The organism is Mycoplana sp. BE70 (assembly GCF_031455855.1).
Lineage (GTDB): Bacteria > Pseudomonadota > Alphaproteobacteria > Rhizobiales > Rhizobiaceae > Mycoplana.
Window position 1 is genome coordinate 541819 of sequence record NZ_JAVDTM010000001.1, and the last position, 20772, is coordinate 562590.

At 63.6% G+C, this 20772-nt stretch carries 19 protein-coding genes; 4 read left to right on the plus strand and 15 right to left on the minus strand.

The window, feature by feature from the left end; all coding sequences use genetic code 11:
• Window positions 1-81: 81 nt before the first annotated feature.
• Window positions 82-1914 (minus strand): translation elongation factor 4, encoded by a 1833-nt coding sequence (gene lepA, locus J2Y48_RS02515; protein ID WP_310412194.1) that lies wholly within the window; start codon window positions 1912-1914, stop codon window positions 82-84.
• A 223-nt stretch (window positions 1915-2137) separates the two neighbouring features.
• Here lepA and J2Y48_RS02520 point away from each other — a divergent pair, with 223 nt between their 5' ends.
• Window positions 2138-2365, plus strand: coding sequence for a hypothetical protein (locus tag J2Y48_RS02520; RefSeq protein ID WP_310412197.1), 228 nt, complete (start codon window positions 2138-2140; stop codon window positions 2363-2365).
• Window positions 2366-2404: 39 nt separating this feature from the next.
• Here J2Y48_RS02520 and fabI read toward each other — a convergent pair whose 3' ends face one another.
• The 3 genes from fabI to fabA are packed head-to-tail and all read right to left on the minus strand — an operon-like array spanning window position 2405 to window position 5005.
• Complete coding sequence (gene fabI / locus J2Y48_RS02525) at window positions 2405-3211, minus strand: enoyl-ACP reductase FabI (protein WP_310412201.1); 807 nt, start codon at window positions 3209-3211, stop codon at window positions 2405-2407.
• An 8-nt stretch (window positions 3212-3219) separates the two neighbouring features.
• Window positions 3220-4443, minus strand: a complete 1224-nt coding sequence (gene fabB / locus J2Y48_RS02530) for a beta-ketoacyl-ACP synthase I (protein WP_310412204.1) — start codon at window positions 4441-4443, stop codon at window positions 3220-3222.
• 46 nt (window positions 4444-4489) lie between these two features.
• Window positions 4490-5005 carry a 3-hydroxyacyl-[acyl-carrier-protein] dehydratase FabA gene (gene fabA / locus J2Y48_RS02535; RefSeq protein WP_310412207.1) on the minus strand — a complete coding sequence of 172 codons (516 nt, stop codon included), beginning with the start codon at window positions 5003-5005 and terminating at the stop codon, window positions 4490-4492.
• Between the two features lie 318 nt (window positions 5006-5323).
• Here fabA and irrA point away from each other — a divergent pair, with 318 nt between their 5' ends.
• Window positions 5324-5746 carry an iron response transcriptional regulator IrrA gene (gene irrA / locus J2Y48_RS02540; protein WP_310412210.1) on the plus strand — a complete coding sequence of 141 codons (423 nt, stop codon included), beginning with the start codon at window positions 5324-5326 and terminating at the stop codon, window positions 5744-5746.
• Between the two features lie 41 nt (window positions 5747-5787).
• On the opposite strand, the gene J2Y48_RS02545 is transcribed toward irrA, so the two are convergent.
• On the minus strand, window positions 5788-6423 hold the full coding sequence (locus J2Y48_RS02545; RefSeq protein ID WP_310412213.1) for a trimeric intracellular cation channel family protein: 636 nt from the start codon (window positions 6421-6423) through the stop codon (window positions 5788-5790).
• Window positions 6424-6576: 153 nt separating this feature from the next.
• Between J2Y48_RS02545 and J2Y48_RS02550 the strand changes: the two genes are divergently transcribed.
• Window positions 6577-7050, plus strand: coding sequence for a hypothetical protein (locus J2Y48_RS02550; protein ID WP_310412216.1), 474 nt, complete (start codon window positions 6577-6579; stop codon window positions 7048-7050).
• 27 nt (window positions 7051-7077) lie between these two features.
• On the opposite strand, the gene J2Y48_RS02555 is transcribed toward J2Y48_RS02550, so the two are convergent.
• From J2Y48_RS02555 to J2Y48_RS02580, 6 genes are all read right to left on the minus strand, one after another.
• The gene (locus J2Y48_RS02555) at window positions 7078-7818 is read right to left on the minus strand and encodes a YdcF family protein (RefSeq protein ID WP_310412704.1); all 741 of its coding nucleotides are present in this window, start codon (window positions 7816-7818) and stop codon (window positions 7078-7080) included.
• Window positions 7819-7987: 169 nt separating this feature from the next.
• Window positions 7988-9151 carry a TMEM43 family protein gene (locus tag J2Y48_RS02560; protein WP_310412219.1) on the minus strand — a complete coding sequence of 388 codons (1164 nt, stop codon included), beginning with the start codon at window positions 9149-9151 and terminating at the stop codon, window positions 7988-7990.
• Between the two features lie 127 nt (window positions 9152-9278).
• A complete protein-coding gene (locus J2Y48_RS02565) occupies window positions 9279-10295 on the minus strand; it encodes a class I SAM-dependent methyltransferase (RefSeq protein ID WP_310412222.1) in 1017 nt (338 codons plus the stop codon).
• Window positions 10296-10396: 101 nt separating this feature from the next.
• The gene (gene pnp, locus J2Y48_RS02570) at window positions 10397-12544 is read right to left on the minus strand and encodes a polyribonucleotide nucleotidyltransferase (protein WP_310412225.1); all 2148 of its coding nucleotides are present in this window, start codon (window positions 12542-12544) and stop codon (window positions 10397-10399) included.
• Between the two features lie 333 nt (window positions 12545-12877).
• Window positions 12878-13147 carry a 30S ribosomal protein S15 gene (gene rpsO, locus J2Y48_RS02575; protein WP_112600475.1) on the minus strand — a complete coding sequence of 90 codons (270 nt, stop codon included), beginning with the start codon at window positions 13145-13147 and terminating at the stop codon, window positions 12878-12880.
• A 183-nt stretch (window positions 13148-13330) separates the two neighbouring features.
• Window positions 13331-14974 (minus strand): sensor histidine kinase, encoded by a 1644-nt coding sequence (locus tag J2Y48_RS02580; protein ID WP_310412230.1) that lies wholly within the window; start codon window positions 14972-14974, stop codon window positions 13331-13333.
• A gap of 311 nt (window positions 14975-15285) precedes the next feature.
• On the opposite strand from J2Y48_RS02580, the gene gstA reads away from it, so the two are divergent.
• Complete coding sequence (gstA, locus tag J2Y48_RS02585; RefSeq protein WP_310412233.1) at window positions 15286-15894, plus strand: glutathione transferase GstA; 609 nt, start codon at window positions 15286-15288, stop codon at window positions 15892-15894.
• A 40-nt stretch (window positions 15895-15934) separates the two neighbouring features.
• Here gstA and truB read toward each other — a convergent pair whose 3' ends face one another.
• The 4 genes from truB to J2Y48_RS02605 all read right to left on the minus strand — a co-directional run bounded on the left by truB (window position 15935) and on the right by J2Y48_RS02605 (window position 20755).
• The gene (truB, locus tag J2Y48_RS02590) at window positions 15935-16867 is read right to left on the minus strand and encodes a tRNA pseudouridine(55) synthase TruB (RefSeq protein WP_310412236.1); all 933 of its coding nucleotides are present in this window, start codon (window positions 16865-16867) and stop codon (window positions 15935-15937) included.
• Between the two features lie 12 nt (window positions 16868-16879).
• Window positions 16880-17281: a 30S ribosome-binding factor RbfA gene (rbfA, locus tag J2Y48_RS02595; RefSeq protein ID WP_310412239.1), complete on the minus strand. Its 402-nt coding sequence runs from the start codon at window positions 17279-17281 to the stop codon at window positions 16880-16882.
• 71 nt (window positions 17282-17352) lie between these two features.
• On the minus strand, window positions 17353-19986 hold the full coding sequence (infB, locus tag J2Y48_RS02600; protein ID WP_310412242.1) for a translation initiation factor IF-2: 2634 nt from the start codon (window positions 19984-19986) through the stop codon (window positions 17353-17355).
• A 100-nt stretch (window positions 19987-20086) separates the two neighbouring features.
• Entirely contained in the window at window positions 20087-20755 is a 669-nt protein-coding gene (locus J2Y48_RS02605) for an RNA-binding protein (protein ID WP_310412246.1), read from the minus strand.
• Window positions 20756-20772 lie beyond the last annotated feature (17 nt).

Sequence of the window (20772 nt, forward strand, 5' to 3'; positions counted from 1 at the left end):
GCCAGACGACAATGCGCTTCAAAGCGGATCAATAGACGATGTCCGCTTTCGGGGGCGGCCGGCGGACCGCCCTTCGTTGCCTCACTCGTCGCCCATCTTCAGCGCCGCAATGAACGCTTCCTGCGGGATCTCGACCTTGCCGAACTGGCGCATGCGCTTCTTGCCGGCCTTCTGCTTTTCCAAGAGCTTGCGCTTGCGGGTGGCGTCGCCGCCGTAGCACTTGGCAGTCACGTCCTTGCGAAGGGCCGAGATAGTTTCGCGGGCGATGACGTTGCCGCCGATGGCGGCTTGGATCGGGATCTTGAACATGTGCTTCGGGATCAGTTCCTTCAGCTTCTCGCACATTTCGCGGCCACGCTTCTCGGCCGCCATGCGGTGCACCATCATGGACAGCGCATCGACTGGCTCGCCATTCACCAGGATCGACATCTTCACCAGATTGCCTTCCTTGTGGTCGGTGATCTGGTAGTCGAAGGAGGCGTAGCCCTTGGAGATGGATTTTAGACGGTCGTAGAAGTCGAAGACCACTTCGTTGAGCGGCAGATCGTAGGTGAGCATCGCGCGCGTGCCGACATAGGTCAGTTCGATCTGAATGCCGCGACGGTCCTGGCAGAGCTTCAGGATGCCGCCGAGATAGTCGTCGGGCGTCAGGATCGTCGCGCGGATCCACGGCTCGTGGATCTCGGAGATTTTCATCACATCCGGCATGTCGGCCGGGTTGTGAAGCTCGCGCTCCGAGCCGTCGATCATGCGCAGCTTGTAGACGACCGAAGGCGCGGTCGCGATCAGGTCGAGGTCGAACTCGCGCTCGAGCCGCTCCTGGATGATTTCGAGGTGCAGAAGGCCGAGGAAGCCGCAGCGGAAGCCGAAGCCGAGGGCCGCAGAACTTTCCATCTCGAACGAGAACGAGGCGTCGTTGAGACGGAGCTTGCCCATCGCTGAGCGCAGATCCTCGAAATCGGCCGCATCGACCGGGAAGAGGCCGCAGAACACGACCGGCTGCGCCGGCTTGAAGCCGGGAAGCGCTTGCGCCGTCGGGCGCTTGTCCTCGGTGATCGTGTCGCCGACGCGGGTGTCGGCCACTTCCTTGATGGATGCGGTGATGAAGCCGATCTCGCCGGGCCCGAGGCTATCCATCGCCACCATCTTCGGCGTCAGCACGCCGACGCGCTCGACGGTATACTTTGCGTCCGTGCCCATCATGCGGATGGTCTGGCCCTTCGCCAGCCGGCCCTCGATGACGCGTACGAGCACCATGACGCCGAGATAGGTGTCGTACCAGCTGTCGACCAGCAGCGCCTTCAGCGGCGCGGTCTCGCCGCCCGGGCTCTTCGGCGCCGGCAACTTGTGAACAATCGCCTCGAGCACGTCGGGAATGCCGAGGCCGGTCTTGGCCGAGATCAGCACGGCGTCGGAAGCGTCGATGCCGATCACCTCCTCGATCTGCTCCTTGATGCGATCCGGCTCGGCGGCCGGCAGGTCGATCTTGTTGAGGACGGTGACGAGCTCGTGGTTGTTGTCGATCGCCTGATAGACGTTGGCGAGCGTCTGGGCTTCGACCCCCTGGCTGGCGTCAACGACGAGGAGCGACCCCTCGCAGGCCGACAGCGAGCGCGAGACCTCGTAGGCGAAGTCGACGTGGCCGGGCGTGTCGATCAGGTTGAGGATATAGGTCTCGCCGTTCTGCGCCTTGTAGTGGAGGCGCACGGTCTGGGCCTTGATGGTGATGCCGCGCTCGCGCTCGATTTCCATGTTGTCGAGCACCTGCTCGGACATTTCGCGATCCGCAAGGCCACCCGTCGACTGGATCAGCCGGTCGGCCAGCGTCGACTTGCCGTGGTCGATGTGGGCCACGATCGAGAAGTTGCGGATATGGTCCAGGGGCGTCGAAGAATTGGTGCTCATTGGCGCCATATAGCAGCGGCTTCAACGCCCGCAAAGCGGTAAATGAACCGGCGCTTTACCATGTTTGCGGTGTGGTGGCAGCGGCATGGTCTTTATACCGATGGCCAGCGACCCGGCGGTGCGGTCGACGGGCCCCCCGCATCGAGGGGTTGTACGGCCGCCATGCAAATCCCGATTGCAAATGCGCTGCTCAGGGTCCACCATCATCGCGGTTTCTAGGGGAGCACGTGCGATGGTTTTCGGACCCTCCAGGCCGCCGATCACAGAGGACGTGGCGGAAGTGATTACCAAGGACTTGATGGAGGGCGAGGGTCATACCCCGACCTCCGAAACGCCAATCGCCTTTGTCAAACATCCGGCCAATCCCACAACACCGGACTTGAACAATCGGGTGCGCTGGGTGCTCTTCGGCACCCTCGCGGCAATGCTCGTTCTGATCGCCATGCTGATTCTGCGATGAGCAGCCAGCTGGAAAAACCGCGCCCGATCGGGGATGACGCTATTCGCTGTCGGCCCTGGCGAGCGTTTCCAGCGTCGGCATCGAGGTGATGTTGAAGCCGGAATCGACGTAGTGGATTTCGCCGGTCACGCCGCTGGAGAGATCCGACAGCAGATACAGCGCGGAACTGCCGACATCGTCGATGGTGACAGTGCGCCGCAGCGGCGAGTTCTTCTGCTGCCAGGACAGCATGGCGCGCGCGTCCGAGATGCCGGCGCCGGCCAGCGTGCGGATCGGGCCTGCCGAGATCGCGTTCACGCGGATGCCGCGCGGGCCGTAGTCGCCCGCCAGGTAGCGGACCGAAGCCTCCAGCGCCGCCTTGGCGACGCCCATCACGTTGTAGTTCGGCATCACCCGCACTGAACCGCCATAGGTCAGGGTCAGCATGGTGCCGCCCTCGTCCATCAGATCGGCGGCGCGACGGGCGATTTCGGTGAAGGAGAAGCAGGAGATCACCATGGTGCGGGTGAAATTATCCCGCGAGGTGTCCGCATAAAGCCCCTTCAGCTCGTTCTTGTCAGAGAAGCCGATGGCGTGGACGACGAAATCGAGCTTGCCCCAGCGCTCCTTGATCGAGGCGATGACGGCATCGACAGACGCAATGTCCTCGACGTCGCAGGGTAGCAGGAACTCGGAGCCGAGTTCGGCCGCCAGCGGCTTGACGCGCTTGCCGAGTGCTTCACCCTGGTAAGTGAAGGCGAGTTCCGCCCCCTGCCCGGCCAGCGCCTTGGCGATGCCCCAGGCGATCGAGTGATTGTTCGCGACCCCCATGATCAAGCCGCGCTTTCCCTTCATGATCCCCGTCATTTCGTCTCTCATCCGTTGTAGCGCTGGAAGACCAGCGTCGCGTTGGTGCCGCCGAAGCCGAAGGAATTGGACAGTGCGATGTCGAGTTTGGCGTTGTCGATGCGCTTGCGAACGATCGGCACACCGTCGAATTCCGGGTCGAGCTCGGCGATATGCGCACTTTCGCCGATGAAGCCCGCCTGCATCATCAAGAGGCTGTAGATCGATTCCTGCACGCCGGCGGCGCCCAGGGAATGACCGGTGAGCGACTTCGTCGACTGGATGTGCGGGATCTTGTCGCCGAAGACTTCGCGAATGGCGCCGATCTCCTTCGAATCGCCGACCGGCGTCGAGGTCCCGTGCGTGTTGATGTAGTCGACGTCGCCCTTCACCGTCGAAAGCGCCTGGCGCATGCAGCGCACCGCACCCTCGCCCGACGGGGCGACCATGTCGTAACCGTCCGACGTCGCGCCGTAGCCGACGATCTCGGCATAGATCTTCGCGCCGCGGGCCTTGGCACGTTCCAGTTCCTCGAGAACCAGCACGCCGGCGCCGCCGGCAATGACGAAGCCGTCACGGTTGGCGTCATAGGCGCGCGAGGCGGTAGCCGGCGTCTCGTTGTACTTCGAGGACATCGCGCCCATGGCATCAAAGAGGTTCGACATCGACCAATCGAGATCCTCGTGGCCGCCGGCGAACATCACGTCCTGCTTGCCCCATTGGATCATTTCGGCGGCGTTGCCGATGCAGTGTGCGGAGGTCGAGCAGGCCGACGAGATCGAATAGTTGACGCCGTGAAGCTTGAACCAGGTGGCAAGCGTGGCCGACGCGGTCGACGACATCGCCTTCGGTACGGCAAACGGGCCGATGCGCTTCGGGCTGCCGTTCTTGAGCGTGATGTCGGAGGCCTCCACGATCGTGCGCGTCGACGGGCCACCCGAGCCCATGATGATGCCGACGCGCTCGTTCTGGGCGTAGTCCGCTTCGTCCAGGCCGGAATCGGCGATCGCCTGCTTCATCGCGACATGGTTCCAGGCGCCGCCCTGCGACAGGAAGCGCATGGCGCGGCGATCGACCAGATCGGTCGCGTCGAGATTGGGCGCACCCCAAACCTGGCACTTGAAGCCGTGATCGGCGAAATCCTTGGAAAAGCTGATGCCAGACCTGGCGTCGCGCAGCGAAGCCGTCACCTCGTCCGCATTGTTCCCGATGGAGGACACGATCCCCAAACCCGTGACAACAACCCGTCTCATTTCAACAGACCTTTTCTATTTTTGTCGCTCGATACGCGCAGCGGCCTCACTCGGCCTTGTCTTTCGACAGGCCGACGCGCAGGTCGGTCGCCTGGTAGATCGTCTCGCCGTCAGCCTTCAGCCAGCCGTCCGCCGTGCCGAGTACCAGACGTCCGCGCATGACGCGCTTGAAGTCGATGCCGTATTCGAGCAGCTTCGTATTCGGCCGCACCATGCCCTTGAACTTCACTTCGCCGGTGGACAGCGCCATGCCGCGGCCGGGCTCGCCGAGCCAGCCGAGGAAGAAGCCGGTGAGCTGCCACATGCCGTCGAGGCCGAGGCAGCCCGGCATGATCGGGTTGCCCTGGAAGTGGCAGGGAAAATACCAATCGTCGGGACGCACGTCGTATTCCGCGCGGATGTAGCCCTTGTCGAAGGCACCGCCCGTTTCGGAAATGTCGGTGATGCGATGGACCATGAGCATCGGCGGAAGCGGCAGCTGGGCGTTGCCCGGGCCGAAAAGCTCACCGCGTCCGCAGGAGAGGATTTCTTCATAGTTGAAGCTGGACTGCCTGGTGGTCATGGACTTTTCTTCCCCGGTCCTAAAGTTCTTATCATCCAGCATTAGAGCAGGATGGCACCAAATTGAAAGCGCCGGCTCGATCCCGCGCCGCTGAGGAGAGCCGCATCCCGGTCGAAATGCGGCGTCATTTTCGCGTTCCGCATACATGATGACCGGGTCTACAGCTAGTCTAAAGTGCCGACCTGATCGCCAAACTACTGGTTTTCCGCATTGCGCCGCTTGGTCGCACATTTCAAAACTATTGAATCCGCCGGTTCCAAAAGTTATATCGAAACGTCAAGATTGTTCTGCAAGGTCCGGTAAGTGGATTCGTCACCCATGGCGCATGCAAGAGAAGTTAGCCTCGAAGCGCGGTTGCGCGACTGCGGCCTGCGGCCCACGCGGCAGCGCATTGCGCTGGCCGATCTTCTCTTCGCCAAGGGCGATCGCCACCTGACCGTCGAGGAACTGCACGAGGAGGCCGTCAATGCAGGCGTCCCCGTTTCGCTCGCAACGGTCTACAACACGCTGCACCAGTTCACGGAAGCAGGGCTTCTCCGCGTCTTGGCCATGGAAGGCTCGCGTACTTATTTCGACACCAACATTTCCGACCACCATCATTTCTTCATCGAGGGCGAGAACGAGGTGCTCGACATTCCGTTGAGCAGCATCGAGATCGGCAACCTGCCCGAACCGCCCGAGGGCATGGAAATCGCCCACGTCGACGTCATCATCCGGCTGCGCTCGAAAAAGTCTCGCTGACGCTGGCCTTTCGGAGACCTCTCTTCTGCACCATTGCCGACCTACATCACGTCGTCGGGATGTCGCCCGGGGCGTGGTTTGTAGACGGGAAAGCGCCAGCCGAACCGCAACGCGCCCCCGCGCACGAGAAAGGCGGCGACGAAACCTGCCGCCGAGGCGGCCGCAAGCGGCGCGCCAATCAAGCCCGCAGCCGTGAACACCGAGGCGCCAGTAAGTGCCGCAGTCACGTAGATCTCCGGCCGCAACAGAATGGTCGGCTCGCTTGCCAGCACATCGCGCAGGATACCGCCGACGCTCGCAGTCATGACACCGGTCGCGACCGCCACGGTCGGAGAGCCCGTCGCCGCCAATCCCTTGGCCGCCCCCATCACGCTGTATGCCGCCATGCCGAGCGCGTCGAACCACAACAGCAGGCGATAGCGCGACTCGAACAAATGCGCGGTGAAGAAGACCACCAGCCCCACGGCGACGCACACGATCAGATAGGTCGGCTTGGCCACCCAGAAGACCGGCGCGGCACCCAGAATCAGATCCCGAAACGTGCCACCACCGATCCCCGTCGCCGCCGCCAGGAAGAGAAAGCCGATCACATCGAGCTGTTTGCGGGAAGCCGAAAGCGCACCGGTCGCGGCAAACACGGCGACGCCGGCATAGTCGAGCAGTTCGAGTATCGTCACGCGTTCCCCTTCTCACAGCGGTCGTCGCGACAGACAGCCAGCCTCGCGACAGATTGATCAGGCAATGATGCGGTCCAAATAGCCCACGCGCGCCGAGAAGAGGCGTGCGGCGCTATCTTGACCGATCCCACCATCATGGAAAGGCCTCGCACGATGTTTTCCCGCTTTGCCCTTCGGATAGCCCTTCTATCCTTTGCCCTGGTCCAGGCAGTACCGGGCCAGGCGGCGGAAATCATCGATGATGCGGTCGCCTACGAGAAGACCCAGGTGGCCGAACAGTGCAAGACGGCGGTCTATGGTGACGACTTCGCCGCCGTCGTCGACTTCAACAATGACGGCCTGGACGACGCGATCACCAATCTCGGCGCGGTCAATTGCGACGGGATCGATGGCAAGCTCTGCGGCAGTGTCGGCTGCCCCCACAATTTTTACGTCGGCGTCGCGGAAGGCGGATATGTCTTCATCGCCAACGCCGATCTCTACGGATACGAACTGAAGAAGCGCTACGGCAACCTCGTGTTCGAGATGAAGGCCAACGCCGCCTCCTGCGGTCGCGACAACGACGAATACTGCATCATCACCAGCCGCGTCCGCGGCCTGCGCTTCGACACCATCTCCAAGAGATAGACGCCGGCCACGCCGGGTCGGGTCGAATCAGCGCGGCAGCAGCGCCGGTGTACGCCCGGCGAGGTAATAGGCAAGGAGCCCGACCCATTCCCGCATCGCCGTCGTGGTCAGTTGCGCGTTGGCCGAGGGCTGAGTGAAATCCAGCGCCAACCCCGCGGCGCCGCTCGTGCGGTAATCCGTCGGCCAGGGCAGAACGTTCAGGCCAGCCTTGCCAAACAGCCCGATCGCGCGCGGCATGTGGAAGGCCGAGGTCACCAGCAGGCAATTGTCCAACCCGTTTTCGCCAAGCAGGCTCTTCGTGTTCTCGACATTCTCGAAGGTCGTCCGCGAGCGTGTCTCCTGAACCAGGCGCCCGGCCGGAATCCCGAAACTTTCGAAAAACTCGGTGGCAACGGCGGCATCGCCCGCGTAGCGGCCGCTGAACGAGCCATCTCCACCGGAGACCAGAATGCGGGCATCCGGATAGCTCTGCGCCAGCCGCAGCGTTTCCACGAAGCGGTCACCGGCCTGGTTCATCTCCAGCCCGCCGCGCGAAGCGATCACCTCCGCCTCGAAGCTGCCGCCGAGCACGATGATGCAGCCGGGCCCGGCGCTCGGCATCGCAGCTCTCGGAGTGTGGTTCTCCAGCACCTGCAGCATGACCGTGCCGGTGCTGGTGTAGAGGGTGACGAAGAGGATCAATGCGGACATCGCCATCGACAGCGCCTGCAGGCGTTTTCGACCGAACCAACCGAAGACAAGCGCGAAAACGATGGCGAAGAAGGCCATCGACAGTGGCTGTGCGGCCAGCCAGAAAATCTTCGATGCGAGATAGCTCACGTACACTCCATCAATGACGGTGCGTTCGGCGGGGCCGAATCGTTGCCGCGGAGGGAATCACGCGTGAGGCACAAAGAAAAGGCCACGCCGCGCCATTCAGGCCGGCGTCGCTGCCATACTACCTGACCGCAGGCACCGCCTGCTTGCCGCGACGAAGGTAGACGACCCCGGCTGCGAGCAGAACTCCGGCGATGAGGACAGCTGTCGCGACCAGCGGCCGGTAGGCGATCCAGGCGATCGCAATCACCAGGGGCCCTATCAGCATCGTCAGGACGAGCGCCACGGCACCCGTACCGAAGCGGACGATCGATCCAATGAACGGCACCACATCGGCGATCACGCCGAGGATCGACAGCATCATCGCAAAGCCGACGAAGATCCCGACGAGTCCGCCAGCGCGAACCAACCAGGTGATGAGGGTGTTCTCACTTTGCGCCGCGTCGAACATCCGCGCTGCATCGACCATCCCCGCCTCGCTCAGAAACAGTGTGCGTCCGTTGCTGGTCCGATAGCCGACAAGCCCGTCGCCCCGCTGCGCGCCGACGAAGCTCGCCTCGCCGAGATCAACCCGCTCCAATCGGACGCGCAGATCGCCGATCGCCGGCCTCCGGGGATCCTCGGAAAAGATCGCCCACCCGTTTTGCATGGATGCGGATGCGTCCACATCGATGATAGCGCCTATTTGCACGGCATCATCGGGCGTCAGCTTGATCGCGGCGCTTCGGCCCAGAGCGGCAGCCGCCTCGCCGTCGACCCGGAATGCCCCAAGGCGGGCACTGTCGACGGTGAAGAAAGCGCCCTCGATCGGCATGTCCGGATTGTCGTGCCCGGATTGGCGAAAACCGCCGGAATCAATGGCGTCGCTTCGCCATTCCTTGGCGTAGGTATAGGTTGTGACCGTCTCTTCGCTGCCGCCGAGCTGCTTCTGGGTCTCGGACTTTTCCTGCTGGACCCACTGGTACATTTCCACGATACGCCGGACGGCGAAGGCACCTTCCGCCGAGACGACAAGCTCGTCGTCCGCCGGCACGCCATCGGGTTTAATGGCGCCGGCGACATGCACCAGCCTGCCTTCGTTCGCAGGATCCATCGATGCGCTGTCGACCGAAACAACCAGCCCCGCGCCTTCGACCAGCGCCCGGTAGGTCGTCACCGAACGGCCTTCGTTCCAGGCAAGCAGCCAGATGCAGCCGCAGACCAGCACGATGCCGACCAGGATCATGACAAGAGCGTTCTTGAGCCTGGCAAACCAGGACGTCGTGGTCGTATCGGTAGAGGTCATCGCCAAATCCCCGGCCAAGCGCTGCAACGGCAGCCCGGTTCCTTAAAACGTATCCGAATTAAAAAAGGGAATACGCGGCAGCCTACGACCCGGCGTCGGCTGCCGTTTCCATCAAGAATGGACGGATTTACCGCTTGCCCCACAGAACCTTGAAGCGAGCGTTGCGGCAGACTTCGCCGCTGTCCTTGAAGGCTTCCTTCAACACCGGCTCATAGGGCAGGCCGCGATTGGCGACCATCAGGAGCCGGCCGCCGGATTTTAGCGACTTTGCCGCCATGCGGATCATCGCCGCACCGAGGCCGTGGTCGGCGGCGTGGCCTTCGTGGAAGGGCGGGTTCATGACGATCAGGTCGTAGTGGTCGCGCGGCGCTTCGGCGGTCAGGTCCTGCCAGAAGAAGCGGGCCGGCACGTCGGGGCAGTTCTCGGCCATGTTCTCCTTGGCCGCCTCCAGCGCATTGTAGTCCGCCTCGAACAGGTCGACCCCCTTGAGACCGGGCGCCTGCTCGCAAAGCAGCACCGAGAGATAGCCCCAGCCCGCGCCGAAATCGGCGGCATGGCCGCGGAAGTCGGCCGGAATGCGGCTTGCCAGCAGTTCGGAACCTTCGTCAACGCGATCGTGCGAGAACATGCCCGGCGCGGCGGTGAAGCGGCCTTCGACGCGGACGGACCTGGCCGTCAGCGCCATTGCCGCCTCGCTGACATCGGCAGAACGGGCAAACCAGAACGCGACGCCATGATGCTTCGGCGCGTGATCGCCGACGAATTCGTAGCGGTCGATGCGCTTGCGCAGCGACTGGATGCCGTCCTCCTTGCCACCGGCGACCAGGATCAGGCCGCCCTCGCGTACGCGCAGCAAGGCTTCGGCGATGCGGTTCTCGTTTTCCCCCTTGTGCTTGCTGCAAAGCACGAGCGCGCCGTCATAGCCCTCGCCTTCGGCAACCGGCGCCACCTTCGCGCGCGCCGCCTCCAGCGCCCGGAACAAGGGCCGCAGGGGCTGCACCGCGTCGATCTCCGCCGCAAATCCCTCCGGCGGGCGCTGGCCGGCTTCGGCACCGAGGAAAAGGTAGCGCTGGCCTTCGGCCGGCATGTCGACCAGGCCGGCGGCAAAGGGATGGAACAGGGTTTTAAGCGCGTCGCGGCTCATGGACTGGACTTTCAGGAGGTGTGCGGATTGTTCCCGCTTCTTCAATGAAAAAGGGGCGCGGAACATGCCGCTCCGCGCCCCCGCATTCGATCGAGACGATGTTACTCGGCAGCCTCGCCGCCGTCGCTCTTCTTCTCGGCTGCAACTTCCTTGCCGGTCGCCTGGTCGACGACCTTCATCGACAGGCGGACCTTGCCGCGCTCGTCGAAGCCCATGAGCTTGACGAAGACCTTGTCGCCTTCCTTGACGACATCGGTGGTCTTGGCGACGCGCTCGGAGGAGAGCTGCGAAATGTGAACCAGACCGTCACGCGGGCCGAAGAAGTTGACGAAGGCGCCGAAGTCGGCGGTCTTGACGACCGTGCCCTCGTAGACCTGGCCGACTTCCGGTTCGGCTACGATCGAGTGGATCCACTTGCGGGCCGCTTCGATCTCCTTGGCCGAGGAAGAGGCGATCTTGACGGTGCCGTCGTCCTCGATGTTGACCTTGGCGCCGGTCTTTTCGACGATCTCGCGGATGACCTTGCCGCCCGAACCGATGACTTCGCGGATCTTGTCGACCGGGATGTTCATCACTTCGATGCGCGGAGCGAACTCGCCGAGTTCCGAACGGCTCTCGGTGATGGCCTTGGCCATCTCACCGAGGATGTGCAGACGGCCGCCCTTGGCCTGGTTCAGCGCGACATTCATGATCTCTTCGGTGATGCCGGCGATCTTGATGTCCATCTGCAGCGAGGTGATGCCGGCTTCGGTGCCCGCAACCTTGAAGTCCATGTCGCCGAGGTGGTCTTCGTCACCCAGGATGTCGGAGAGGACGGCGAAGCGCTCGTCTTCCTTGATCAGGCCCATGGCGATACCGGCGACCGGCTTGGCCAGCGGAACACCGGCATCCATCAGCGCCAGCGAGGTGCCGCAGACGGTGGCCATCGACGACGAGCCGTTGGACTCGGTGATCTCGGAGACGACGCGCAGCGTGTAGGGGAACTGCTCGGTTGCCGGCAGCATCGGACGGATGGCGCGCCAGGCGAGCTTGCCGTGCCCGATTTCGCGGCGACCCGGGGAACCCATGCGGCCCGTTTCACCGACCGAGAAGGGCGGGAAGTTGTAGTGGAGCATGAAACGCTCCTTGTACATGCCCGTCAGGCTGTCGACATACTGCTCGTCTTCGCCGGTGCCGAGCGTGGCGACGACGATGGCCTGCGTCTCGCCGCGGGTGAAGAGCGCCGAGCCGTGCGTGCGCGGCAGGAGGCCGACTTCCGACACGATCGGACGGACGGTGACGAGGTCACGGCCGTCGATGCGGCTCTTGGTGTCGAGGATGTTCCAGCGGACGATCTTGGCCTGCAGGTGCTTGAACACCGCGCCGATCTCTTCGGCGGTGTATTCCGGGCTTTCGACGCCCTCGGGCAGGAAGTGCGCCTTGACCTTTGCCTTGACCGCGTCGACGGCGGCGTAGCGGGCGGCCTTCTCGGTGATCTTGTAGGCATCGCGCAGTTCGGCTTCGGCGATCGCCAGCATCGCCGTCTCAAGCGCGGAATAGTCTTCCGGCTCGAATTCACGCGGCTCCTTGGCGGCGACTTCAGCGAGCTTGATGATGGCGTCGATGACCGGCTGGAAGCCCTTCTGGCCGAAGACGACGGCGCCGAGCATGATGTCTTCCGGAAGCTCCTTGGCTTCGGATTCGACCATCAGGACCGCGTCCTGCGTGCCGGCGACGACGAGGTCGAGCGAAGATTCGTCCATCTCGTCGAGATGCGGGTTGAGGACGTAGTCGCCGTTGATGTAGCCGACGCGGGCGCCGCCGATCGGGCCCATGAACGGGATGCCGGAAAGCGTCAGCGCCGCCGAAGCGGCAACCATCGACAGAACGTCCGGATTGTTTTCCAGGTCATGCTGCATGACCGTGACGATCACCTGGGTGTCGTTCTTGTAGCCTTCCGGGAAGAGCGGGCGGATCGGGCGGTCGATCAGGCGCGAGACGAGGGTCTCGTTCTCGCTCGGACGGCCTTCGCGCTTGAAGTAGCCGCCCGGGATCTTGCCGGCGGCATAGGTCTTTTCCTGGTAGTTGACGGTCAGCGGGAAGAAGTCCTGGCCGGGCTTGGGCGCCTTGGCCGAGACGACGGTGGCGAGAACGACGGTCTCGCCGTAGGTGGCGAGAACCGCACCGTCAGCCTGACGGGCGATCTTGCCGGTTTCGAGCTTGAGCGGACGACCCGCCCATTCGATTTCAACCGTGTGGGTATCGAACATGTCTTGTCCTTACGTGTTGCGGAGATACGCACCGCCGCCTTGCCGGCGCAGGTGGTTCTATCCGCATTCGTGACGCATCATGGGCAAGACAACGGGAGGCTTCCTGTTCCTGGCTCTGCTCACCGTCCGGTTCCGGCGCGTCGCGCCGGCGGACACAGGCGAGCGCCTGAAGCATCCTGCAATCCTGCCCCATGACAGGTCATCGGTTGGTTCCGCAGGTCCGGCCCATCCGGCCTGCTGGAGATGTCTCGTTCCGATCAGCGGAACAGCAGCGGAAATCTTCCGCGAATACGACTGGCGGGCGTCCCGTGAGGAACGCCCGCCAGGAAACCTTTAGCGGCGGATGCCCAGAGCAGCAATCAGCTTGCTGTAACGGGCCTCGTCCTTCTTCTTGAGGTAGTCAAGAAGCGAGCGGCGGCTCGAAACCATCGTCAGGAGGCCACGACGGGAGTGGTTGTCCTTCTTGTGGCCCTTGAAGTGTTCCGTCAGGTTGTTGATGCGCTCGGTCAGGATGGCAACCTGGACTTCCGGCGAACCGGTATCGCCTTCGACGGTTGCGTATTCCTTGATCAGCGCAGCCTTGCGCTCAGCAGTGATCGACATCGGTGATCCTTTCTTGAAATGGAGGACTTTGGGTCGCCAATCGCCGGGATGTCGTCCAGCGATGGCCATTCAGGCAGACGGAAACGTGTCCGCATGCTGGCGCTGCCTATAAACCATTCGAGTCCGAAATGGAAGGGGCGTCGATCGGGCTGACCGCGTGCCGGCCCTCACCGCATATCGCCTTCAGACTTCCCCTTCACTAGCCCCTTCCTTGAGCTTCGACAACGGGATCGAAAACCGCCATTCTATTCCATCCGCATGCATTCTACGTTCCAGCTCCGCATCCAAGGCAATGCCGAGCATGCGTTCCAGCACGACGCTTCCGAAGCCCTTCGGTTGAGTCTCGGCCAGGCCCGGATCGAAATTCGAACAGCTTTCGCGCCAGACAAGGTTCAGGCGGTCTGCCTCCAGTGCCCAGGACAATTCGACGATGCCGCTGTCATTGGCGAACGCGCCATGCTTGGCCGCGTTGGTCGCAAGTTCGTGAAGCGCCATACCCAGCGTTTGCGATGCCTGGCTGTCGAGCCGCACCGGCGGCCCGGACACCCGAACCCGTCCTGCATCGACGGGCACGAAGGGTTTCAGCTGGTTTTCGGCAAGCTCGGCGAGGTCGACACCAAGCGCGGCATTCGTGATCATCAGTTCGGTCGATCGTGCAAGCCCGGCCAGCCGCTTGCGGAAGGAATCGGCGAAGGCCACGGCCGTTTCCCTTATGCTGACGGACTGGTTCAACATCGCCTGGATGACGGTCAGCTGGTTCTTGGAGCGATGCGCCACCTCGCGCATCAGAAACCGTATCTCGTTCTCGGCCCGTGTCCGTGCTTCGGCTGCCTCCGACAGAGCTTTGGAAACCGTGTCCAGCTCCGCGATAACGTGGCGCCGCGGCGGCACGCGTTCGCCCATTCCAAGCCGCTTGGCGTCATGCGCAAGCAAACGCACGTCCCGCGAAAGAATCCGTGCGATGAGAACGGCGCCCGCCGTCGCCAGAGTGGCGATGATCGCCCCGCCGGCAGTCAACCATAGCAGCGACGACATCGCCGTTGCCCGAACATCGGCCGCCTTCGCCCAAGCAACGATTTTCCAGCCGGTCAGGGGCGAAAAGTCCGTCACGACCTGATAGTCGACGTCCTGATGGCGCGCGCTGCCAAGACCGATCCGCAAGGCGGGAACCACCTGAAGGAAGAATGGATCGCCGGTGTTGATCGCGGGGTCGGTCGACACGATCACTTTGCCAGCATCGTCCAGCACGGCTGCATTCCACTCCGGAGAAAGAATGTCCGGGTTCACGACCTTGAGCAGATGGTTCGCATCCTGCGTCAGGGTCAACAAGATCCGCTCGCCGGAATTGAGCCGGACAGGATAATGCACATTGAAGACCCAGTTCTGTGCGGTTTTCCCGAAAAACAGGCTGGATACTGCGGGTCTGTCGGTCGCAAATGCCTTTTCCGCCGTCGCCCGATCCGCTGTCTGGCCGAGCTCGGTGCCATAGGGCACGCGCGAATTCAGTCGCTGCTGATAGTCCGGACCGATCACAAGCAGATGGGCATTCGTCCCCACCAGCGCCTTATCCGCCTGTACCTGCAGGTTCCGGTAGTCGCCAGTCTGCAGATAGTTCGAGGTCGAGAAGAACGCCAGCATCGACAGCATGGACGACACCTCGCGGTCGATCACCCTGTTTACCGACTCGGTCGAGGCTTTCAAAAGCAGTTCAACCGCGCGCTCCTGGGCATCGTTCGTCCGGTTGAGGACGATCGTGGCGTATATGAAGGAAGGCAGGACGACCACCAGAATGAGGCAGACCAGGTAGAAAGCGACCGGACGGCGCATTCGTTCGCGCCAGCTGTCCGAACCGTTGGGTTGGCTTGGTGCTGTCGGTCTGCCTTTTTTGCTCATCGTCAACCGGGGCCGCTCCGCGTAATGCGCTTCGCGCTACTGCTTGCCTAGCATTGCACCGCCGTCGAAATGTCAGTGTCTGCTGTACCATTCAGCCTTGCGGATTGACGGAAATCAAGTCGCGACATCTGGTCATTCCGCGACATGCAGGCGAGACCCAGCGATCAAATCCCGTGTTTTCAAACGAGCGCCAGGGGAGTATTGCCGGCGTCGTTGCAGATAATTTTCCAGAAAGGGAAATCCACGTGAAGCTCTACTATTCGCCCGGCGCCTGCTCGATGGCCTCCCATGTAATCCTCCACGAAATTGGGAAGCCTTTCGAGGTCGAACAGGTTAGCACCAAGACCAAGGTCATGGAGAGCGGCCGGGACTACTGGGCGATCAATCCCAAGGGCGCCGTGCCTGCGCTCGAAATCGCCGAAGGCGAAATCCTCACCGAAGGCCCGGCAATCCTTCAGTACATCGCAGACTCCAATGGCGCGACGGACCTTGCGCCGCCGGCCGGGACCTTGGCCCGCGCACGCGTGAACGAAATGCTGAGCTTTGTCGGATCGGAGCTGCACAAGGCGTTCAGCCCCATCTTCCAGCCCGGCAAGACGGATGCGGAAAAGGACGCCGCACGCGAGATGGTCGGCAAGAAATTCGCCTGGTTGGAATCGTGCCTCGCGGATGGTCGGGCCTACTTGACCGGCTCAGCCTTCACGGTCGCGGATGCCTACGCGTTCGTCGTCGCCAGCTGGGCAAACGTCACCGGCATTTCGCTTGCCGCCTGGCCCAATCTCACGGCTTACGTCGAGCGGATCGCGGTGCGCCCGTCCGTTCAGGCGACGCTGAAAGCCGAAGGTCTCGCCTGATCGGCTAAATAGTGCGCGCGGCTCGGCCGCGCGCATCAGCTTAACTGAACACCCGCTTCGGGCGGAACTCGCCGCCGCCAATCTCGCCGATTGCAACAAGCTTGCCGCGCGCCGTGACATAGGCCTCGTCGGCGGATACCGGTGCGTCGCGGCCGCGCAGGATGATCGGATTGCCCATCCGCAAGCGATGCGCCTGGTCGTCGTTGACGACGATCTGCGGCAGGCTCGACAGCGCCTCGGCGGTCTCAATCAGGAACGCATCCAGGGCCGCGAGCCGCTCGGCCTCGTCTTCGATCGACTCAAGCGCAGTCAGATCCGCAAGCGGGACCATGTCTTCCTCGCCGAACGGAGCGACATAGGTCCGGCGCAGTTCCGAGATATGACCGTAGCAGCCAAGATCGCGACCGAAATCACGGGCAAGCGCGCGCACATAGGTGCCCTTTCCGCACTCGACCTCGAACTGCGCCGTGTTTGCGTCCGGGCAGCCGAGAAGCGTCAGGCGGTGAATTTCCACCTCGCGCGAGGGTATTTCCACGGTCTCGCCGTCACGGGCAATGTCATAGGCGCGTTCACCGTCGATCTTGATCGCCGAGAACTGCGGCGGGACCTGCTGGATGACACCGGTATAGCCCGGCAGCAAGGCCTTGATCGCATCCGCGGCCGGGCGCGTGTCCGAAGACCGCGTCACCTCGCCCTCGAGATCGTCGGTCGCGCGCTCCTCGCCCCAAGTCACGGTAAACTCATAGATTTTGCGGCCGTCCATGACATAGGGGACGGTCTTCGTCGCATCGCCGAGCGCAATCGGCAGCATCCCGGAGGCGAGCGGATCGAGCGTGCCGGCATGGCCGGCCTTCTGCGCCTTGAACAGCCACTTGATCTTGGAAACGGCTTCGGTCGAGCCGAAATCAAACGGCTTGTCGAGGATCAGCCAGCCCGAGATCGGGCGGCCCTTGGGTTTACGTGGTTTGGACATTCGTTTCTTCGGTTATTGTTCGTCGGTGTCGTCGAGATCGCGGGCGACCTCGGGCGAGCGCAGCAACTCGTCGATCTTCTGGTAGTTGTCGAAGCTCGTGTCGTCGCGGAAGCGCACGTCCGGCATGTATTTCATCTGCCTGAGCTGCGGCCCGAGCCTGCCGCGGATGTATTTCGCATGTTTGTTCAGCGCCTCGATAACGGCGTTGTGATCCGCCACGCCAAGCGGGGTGACATACGCCGTCGCGTGCTTCAGGTCGGGCGACATGCGCACTTCGGATATGGAGATCACCGTCTTCTCGATCAGCGGATCGCGCACTTCGCCGCGCTGCAGGACCTGCGTGATCGCCGCCCGCACCTGTTCGCCGACGCGCAGCATGCGCTGCGAGGGGGCGGAGGAAGTTGCTCTGGTCATTGTCGTTACCTTCAAAAAAATGCGAGCGCCGAAAACTCCGGCGCTCGCATGACAGCTGAGTGGACGAGCCCTTACAGCGTGCGCGTGATGTGCTCCACGCGGAAGCACTCGATCGTGTCGCCGGCGCGGATGTCCTCGTAGTTTTCGAAGGCCATGCCGCACTCCTGACCGGACTGCACTTCCGACACTTCGTCCTTGAAGCGTTTGAGCGTCTTGAGCTTGCCCTCGTGGATGACGACGTTGTCGCGGACCAGGCGAACGCCCACACCACGCTCGACCTTGCCTTCGGTGACGCGGCAGCCGGCGACCTTGCCGACCTTGGTGATGTTGAACACCTCCAGGATCTCGGCGTTGCCGAGGAAGGTCTCGCGGCGCTCCGGCGACAGCAGGCCCGACATCGCCGCCTTCACGTCATCCATCAGGTCGTAGATGATGTTGTAGTAGCGGATCTCGATGCCCTGACGCTCGGCGAGGCTGCGGGCCTGCGCGTTGGCGCGGACGTTGAAGCCGATGATGGCGGCGTTCGACGCTTCGGCGAGCGAGATGTCCGACTCGGTGATGCCGCCCGCGCCCGAATGGACGATGCGAGCGCGCACCTCGTCGGTGCCAAGCTTTTCGAGCGAGCCGGCGATGGCTTCGATCGAGCCCTGCACGTCACCCTTGATGACGAGCGGGAACTCCTTCAGTCCGGAGGAGTGCAGCTGGCTCATCATCTGCTCGAGCGAGCCACGCGAACCCGACTGGCGCGCCACCTGCTTTTCGCGGGCGAGGCGCTGGCGGTACTCGGAGATTTCGCGGGCACGGCTCTCGCTCTCGACGACGGCGAACTTGTCGCCGGCAGCCGGCGTACCCGACAGGCCGAGAATCTCGACCGGCGTCGAGGGACCAGCAGCCTTCACATGCTCGCCCTTGTCGGTGACCAGGGCGCGGACGCGGCCCCACTGGTCGCCGGCGACGATGATCTGGCCCGGGGCCAGCGTACCCTTCTGGACGAGGACGGTGGCGACGGCGCCGCGGCCGCGATCGAGTTCGGCTTCGACGACGACACCTTCGGCGGTGCGGTTCGGGTTGGCCTTGAGATCGAGGATTTCGGCCTGCAGCAGAACCGCTTCGAGGAGCTTGTCGAGGTTGGTGCCGTTCTTCGCCGATACCTCGACGTCGAGCACTTCACCGCCCATGGTCTCGACGAACACCTCGTGCTGCAGGAGCTGCGTGCGCACCTTCTGCGGGTCGGCCGTCGGCTTGTCGACCTTGTTGATCGCCACGATGATCGGCACGCCCGCCGCCTTGGCGTGGTTGATGGACTCGATCGTCTGCGGCATGACGCTATCGTCGGCTGCGACAACGAGGATCGCGATGTCGGTCGCCTGCGCACCGCGGGCACGCATCGCCGTGAAGGCGGCGTGGCCCGGGGTGTCGATGAAGGTGATCTTGTTGCCGTCCTGCTCGACCTGGTAGGCGCCGATGTGCTGGGTGATGCCACCCGCTTCGCCGGCCACCACGTTCGCATGGCGAATGGCGTCGAGCAGCGAGGTCTTGCCGTGGTCGACGTGACCCATGATGGTAACGATCGGCGGGCGCGACACCAGCTCCGCCTCGTCGTCGGAAACGTTGAAGATGCCCTCTTCGACGTCCGATTCCGATACGCGCTTGACGGTGTGGCCGAATTCGCCGGCGATCAGCTCCGCCAGGTCGGCGTCGATCAGGTCGCCCGGCTTCATCATCTGGCCTTCCTTCATCAGGTACTTGATGACGTCGACGGCGCGTTCGGACATGCGCTGCGACAATTCCTGAATCGTGATGGTCTCCGGCAGGACGACTTCGCGGGAAATCTTCTCGCGGGTCTCCTGCATCATGGAGCGCTTGAACTTCTCCTGACGGCGGCGCATGGCCGACAGCGAACGGCCGCGCTGCGTGCCGTCCTCGTCCGTCGAGGCAGTCGTCAGCGTCAGCTTGCCCTGGCGGCGCCCCTCGTCGCCCTTCGGGCGGGCCGGCACCTTGGCAGGCTCGGGACGCGTGACCTTGCCGCGTGCCGGACCGCTTGGACCGCGTGCGCGGCTCTCCTCTTCTTCGGTTTCACGGCGACCGCGTGCGCCAACAGCTGGGGCGGAGGTCGGGGCGACCGGGCGGGCGCCCTGCGGACGCGGCGCTACAACGGGGGGAACAACTGGCGCTTCGACGGGTGCGGCAGCCTGCTCGTCGATGGTCTCGCCGCGCGCTTCGGCTGCGGCTCGGAGCTCGGCCTCTTCCTTCTCGCGCTGGATGCGTGCTTCCTCATCGGCCTTGCGGCGCGCTTCTTCCTCGACCTTGCGGCGCGCCTCTTCCTCGGCGCGGCGGCGCGCGTCCTCGGCCTCGCGCACCTGCGCTTCGGCAAGCGCCCTGCGGCGGGCCTCGATCTCTTCCGGCGAAAGCTGGTTCAGCACGACGCCCACGCGCGGGCGCTGCGGTTCCTGGCGCGGCGGCGGAGCCGGCTGATGGCGCACGGGCTGCTCGGCGACACGCGGCGACGGCGCCGGCGTATGGACCGGCGGGCGCTCGTCCTCCGGCCGCGACGGACGCCGCTTGCGGGTCTCGACCACGACGGCCTTCGTGCGGCCACGGCCCATGTCCTGACGCACTGTACCCTGCTGAACCCCCGAGGGCTTCAGGGTCAGCGTCTTCTTGCCCGCTACGCTGATCGTCTTGTCGTCTTTGTTGTCCGTCATTCCGTTTCCGTTCCGTTAGATCAGGGCCGGATGCGTATCACCAGACCCTGCCGTTCAATTCTGTCACGCGCGAGATGCCGGTTTCGGCCGGTCACCCGCGTCATTGCTTTGGCTGGCGAGCGTCGCCCTGCGCCCGAACCGAGCCATCGCCACGGTACCTTTCGAGCATGATTGCGCGCTTCACTACACCCTCACCCGCCTGCCCTGCAAGCGCCGCGGCATGGATAAAAGCATTCTGGCCCAAAAGCGCCTCCATTTCCGCCTCCGTCACGAAGCGGAACGAAGGCACTTCTGTCTCTTCGTCCGCGGCGAACATATAGGCCCGCCGCGCCTGGTCAATCTTGCGGACGCCATCGGCGGCGGCGTCGGCAGCATGGAACACCGCGAGCGCCGCGCCGGCGCGCACCGCCTTGTCGACGTTCATGCCGCCGGTGATGAACTGCCCGGCCTTGCGGGCCATGTTCATCATGCCCGCAAGCTGCCCCAGGAGGAGCCGTTCAACTTCAGCGCCGAGATCGGCCGCGGCCTTGACGTCCGCCTTGAGCGCGCGACCGAAGAGTTTTCTGGCCGCCGCCTTGTCGATCAGCGCCCGTTCAGCCTTCACCCAGCACCCGCGGCCCGGAAGTTGTCGCTTCAAGTCGGCAACCACATTACCGTCCGGACCGGCGACGAAGCGGATCAGCATGTCGGGATCGCCGCTTTCGCGGGTCACGATGCACATCCGGCCGAGTTCGCCGTCGTCCTTCGTTCTTTTCTCGGGCAACGGCATCTCCAGCTGCTGCTCAC

Coding starts and splice junctions, on each gene's coding strand:
- J2Y48_RS02605 (WP_310412246.1), bottom strand. CDS start 20,755: ATGCCGTTGCCCGAGAAAAGAACGAAGGACGACGGCGAACTCGGCCGG.
- lepA (WP_310412194.1), bottom strand. CDS start 1,914: ATGGCGCCAATGAGCACCAATTCTTCGACGCCCCTGGACCATATCCGC.
- infB (WP_310412242.1), bottom strand. CDS start 19,986: ATGACGGACAACAAAGACGACAAGACGATCAGCGTAGCGGGCAAGAAG.
- J2Y48_RS02550 (WP_310412216.1), top strand. CDS start 6,577: ATGTTTTCCCGCTTTGCCCTTCGGATAGCCCTTCTATCCTTTGCCCTG.
- fabA (WP_310412207.1), bottom strand. CDS start 5,005: ATGACCACCAGGCAGTCCAGCTTCAACTATGAAGAAATCCTCTCCTGC.
- J2Y48_RS02555 (WP_310412704.1), bottom strand. CDS start 7,818: ATGGCCTTCTTCGCCATCGTTTTCGCGCTTGTCTTCGGTTGGTTCGGT.
- J2Y48_RS02565 (WP_310412222.1), bottom strand. CDS start 10,295: ATGAGCCGCGACGCGCTTAAAACCCTGTTCCATCCCTTTGCCGCCGGC.
- truB (WP_310412236.1), bottom strand. CDS start 16,867: ATGTCCAAACCACGTAAACCCAAGGGCCGCCCGATCTCGGGCTGGCTG.
- J2Y48_RS02580 (WP_310412230.1), bottom strand. CDS start 14,974: ATGCGCCGTCCGGTCGCTTTCTACCTGGTCTGCCTCATTCTGGTGGTC.
- fabB (WP_310412204.1), bottom strand. CDS start 4,443: ATGAGACGGGTTGTTGTCACGGGTTTGGGGATCGTGTCCTCCATCGGG.
- irrA (WP_310412210.1), top strand. CDS start 5,324: ATGGCGCATGCAAGAGAAGTTAGCCTCGAAGCGCGGTTGCGCGACTGC.
- J2Y48_RS02560 (WP_310412219.1), bottom strand. CDS start 9,151: ATGACCTCTACCGATACGACCACGACGTCCTGGTTTGCCAGGCTCAAG.
- pnp (WP_310412225.1), bottom strand. CDS start 12,544: ATGTTCGATACCCACACGGTTGAAATCGAATGGGCGGGTCGTCCGCTC.
- fabI (WP_310412201.1), bottom strand. CDS start 3,211: ATGACGGGGATCATGAAGGGAAAGCGCGGCTTGATCATGGGGGTCGCG.
- rbfA (WP_310412239.1), bottom strand. CDS start 17,281: ATGACCAGAGCAACTTCCTCCGCCCCCTCGCAGCGCATGCTGCGCGTC.
- rpsO (WP_112600475.1), bottom strand. CDS start 13,147: ATGTCGATCACTGCTGAGCGCAAGGCTGCGCTGATCAAGGAATACGCA.
- J2Y48_RS02520 (WP_310412197.1), top strand. CDS start 2,138: ATGGTTTTCGGACCCTCCAGGCCGCCGATCACAGAGGACGTGGCGGAA.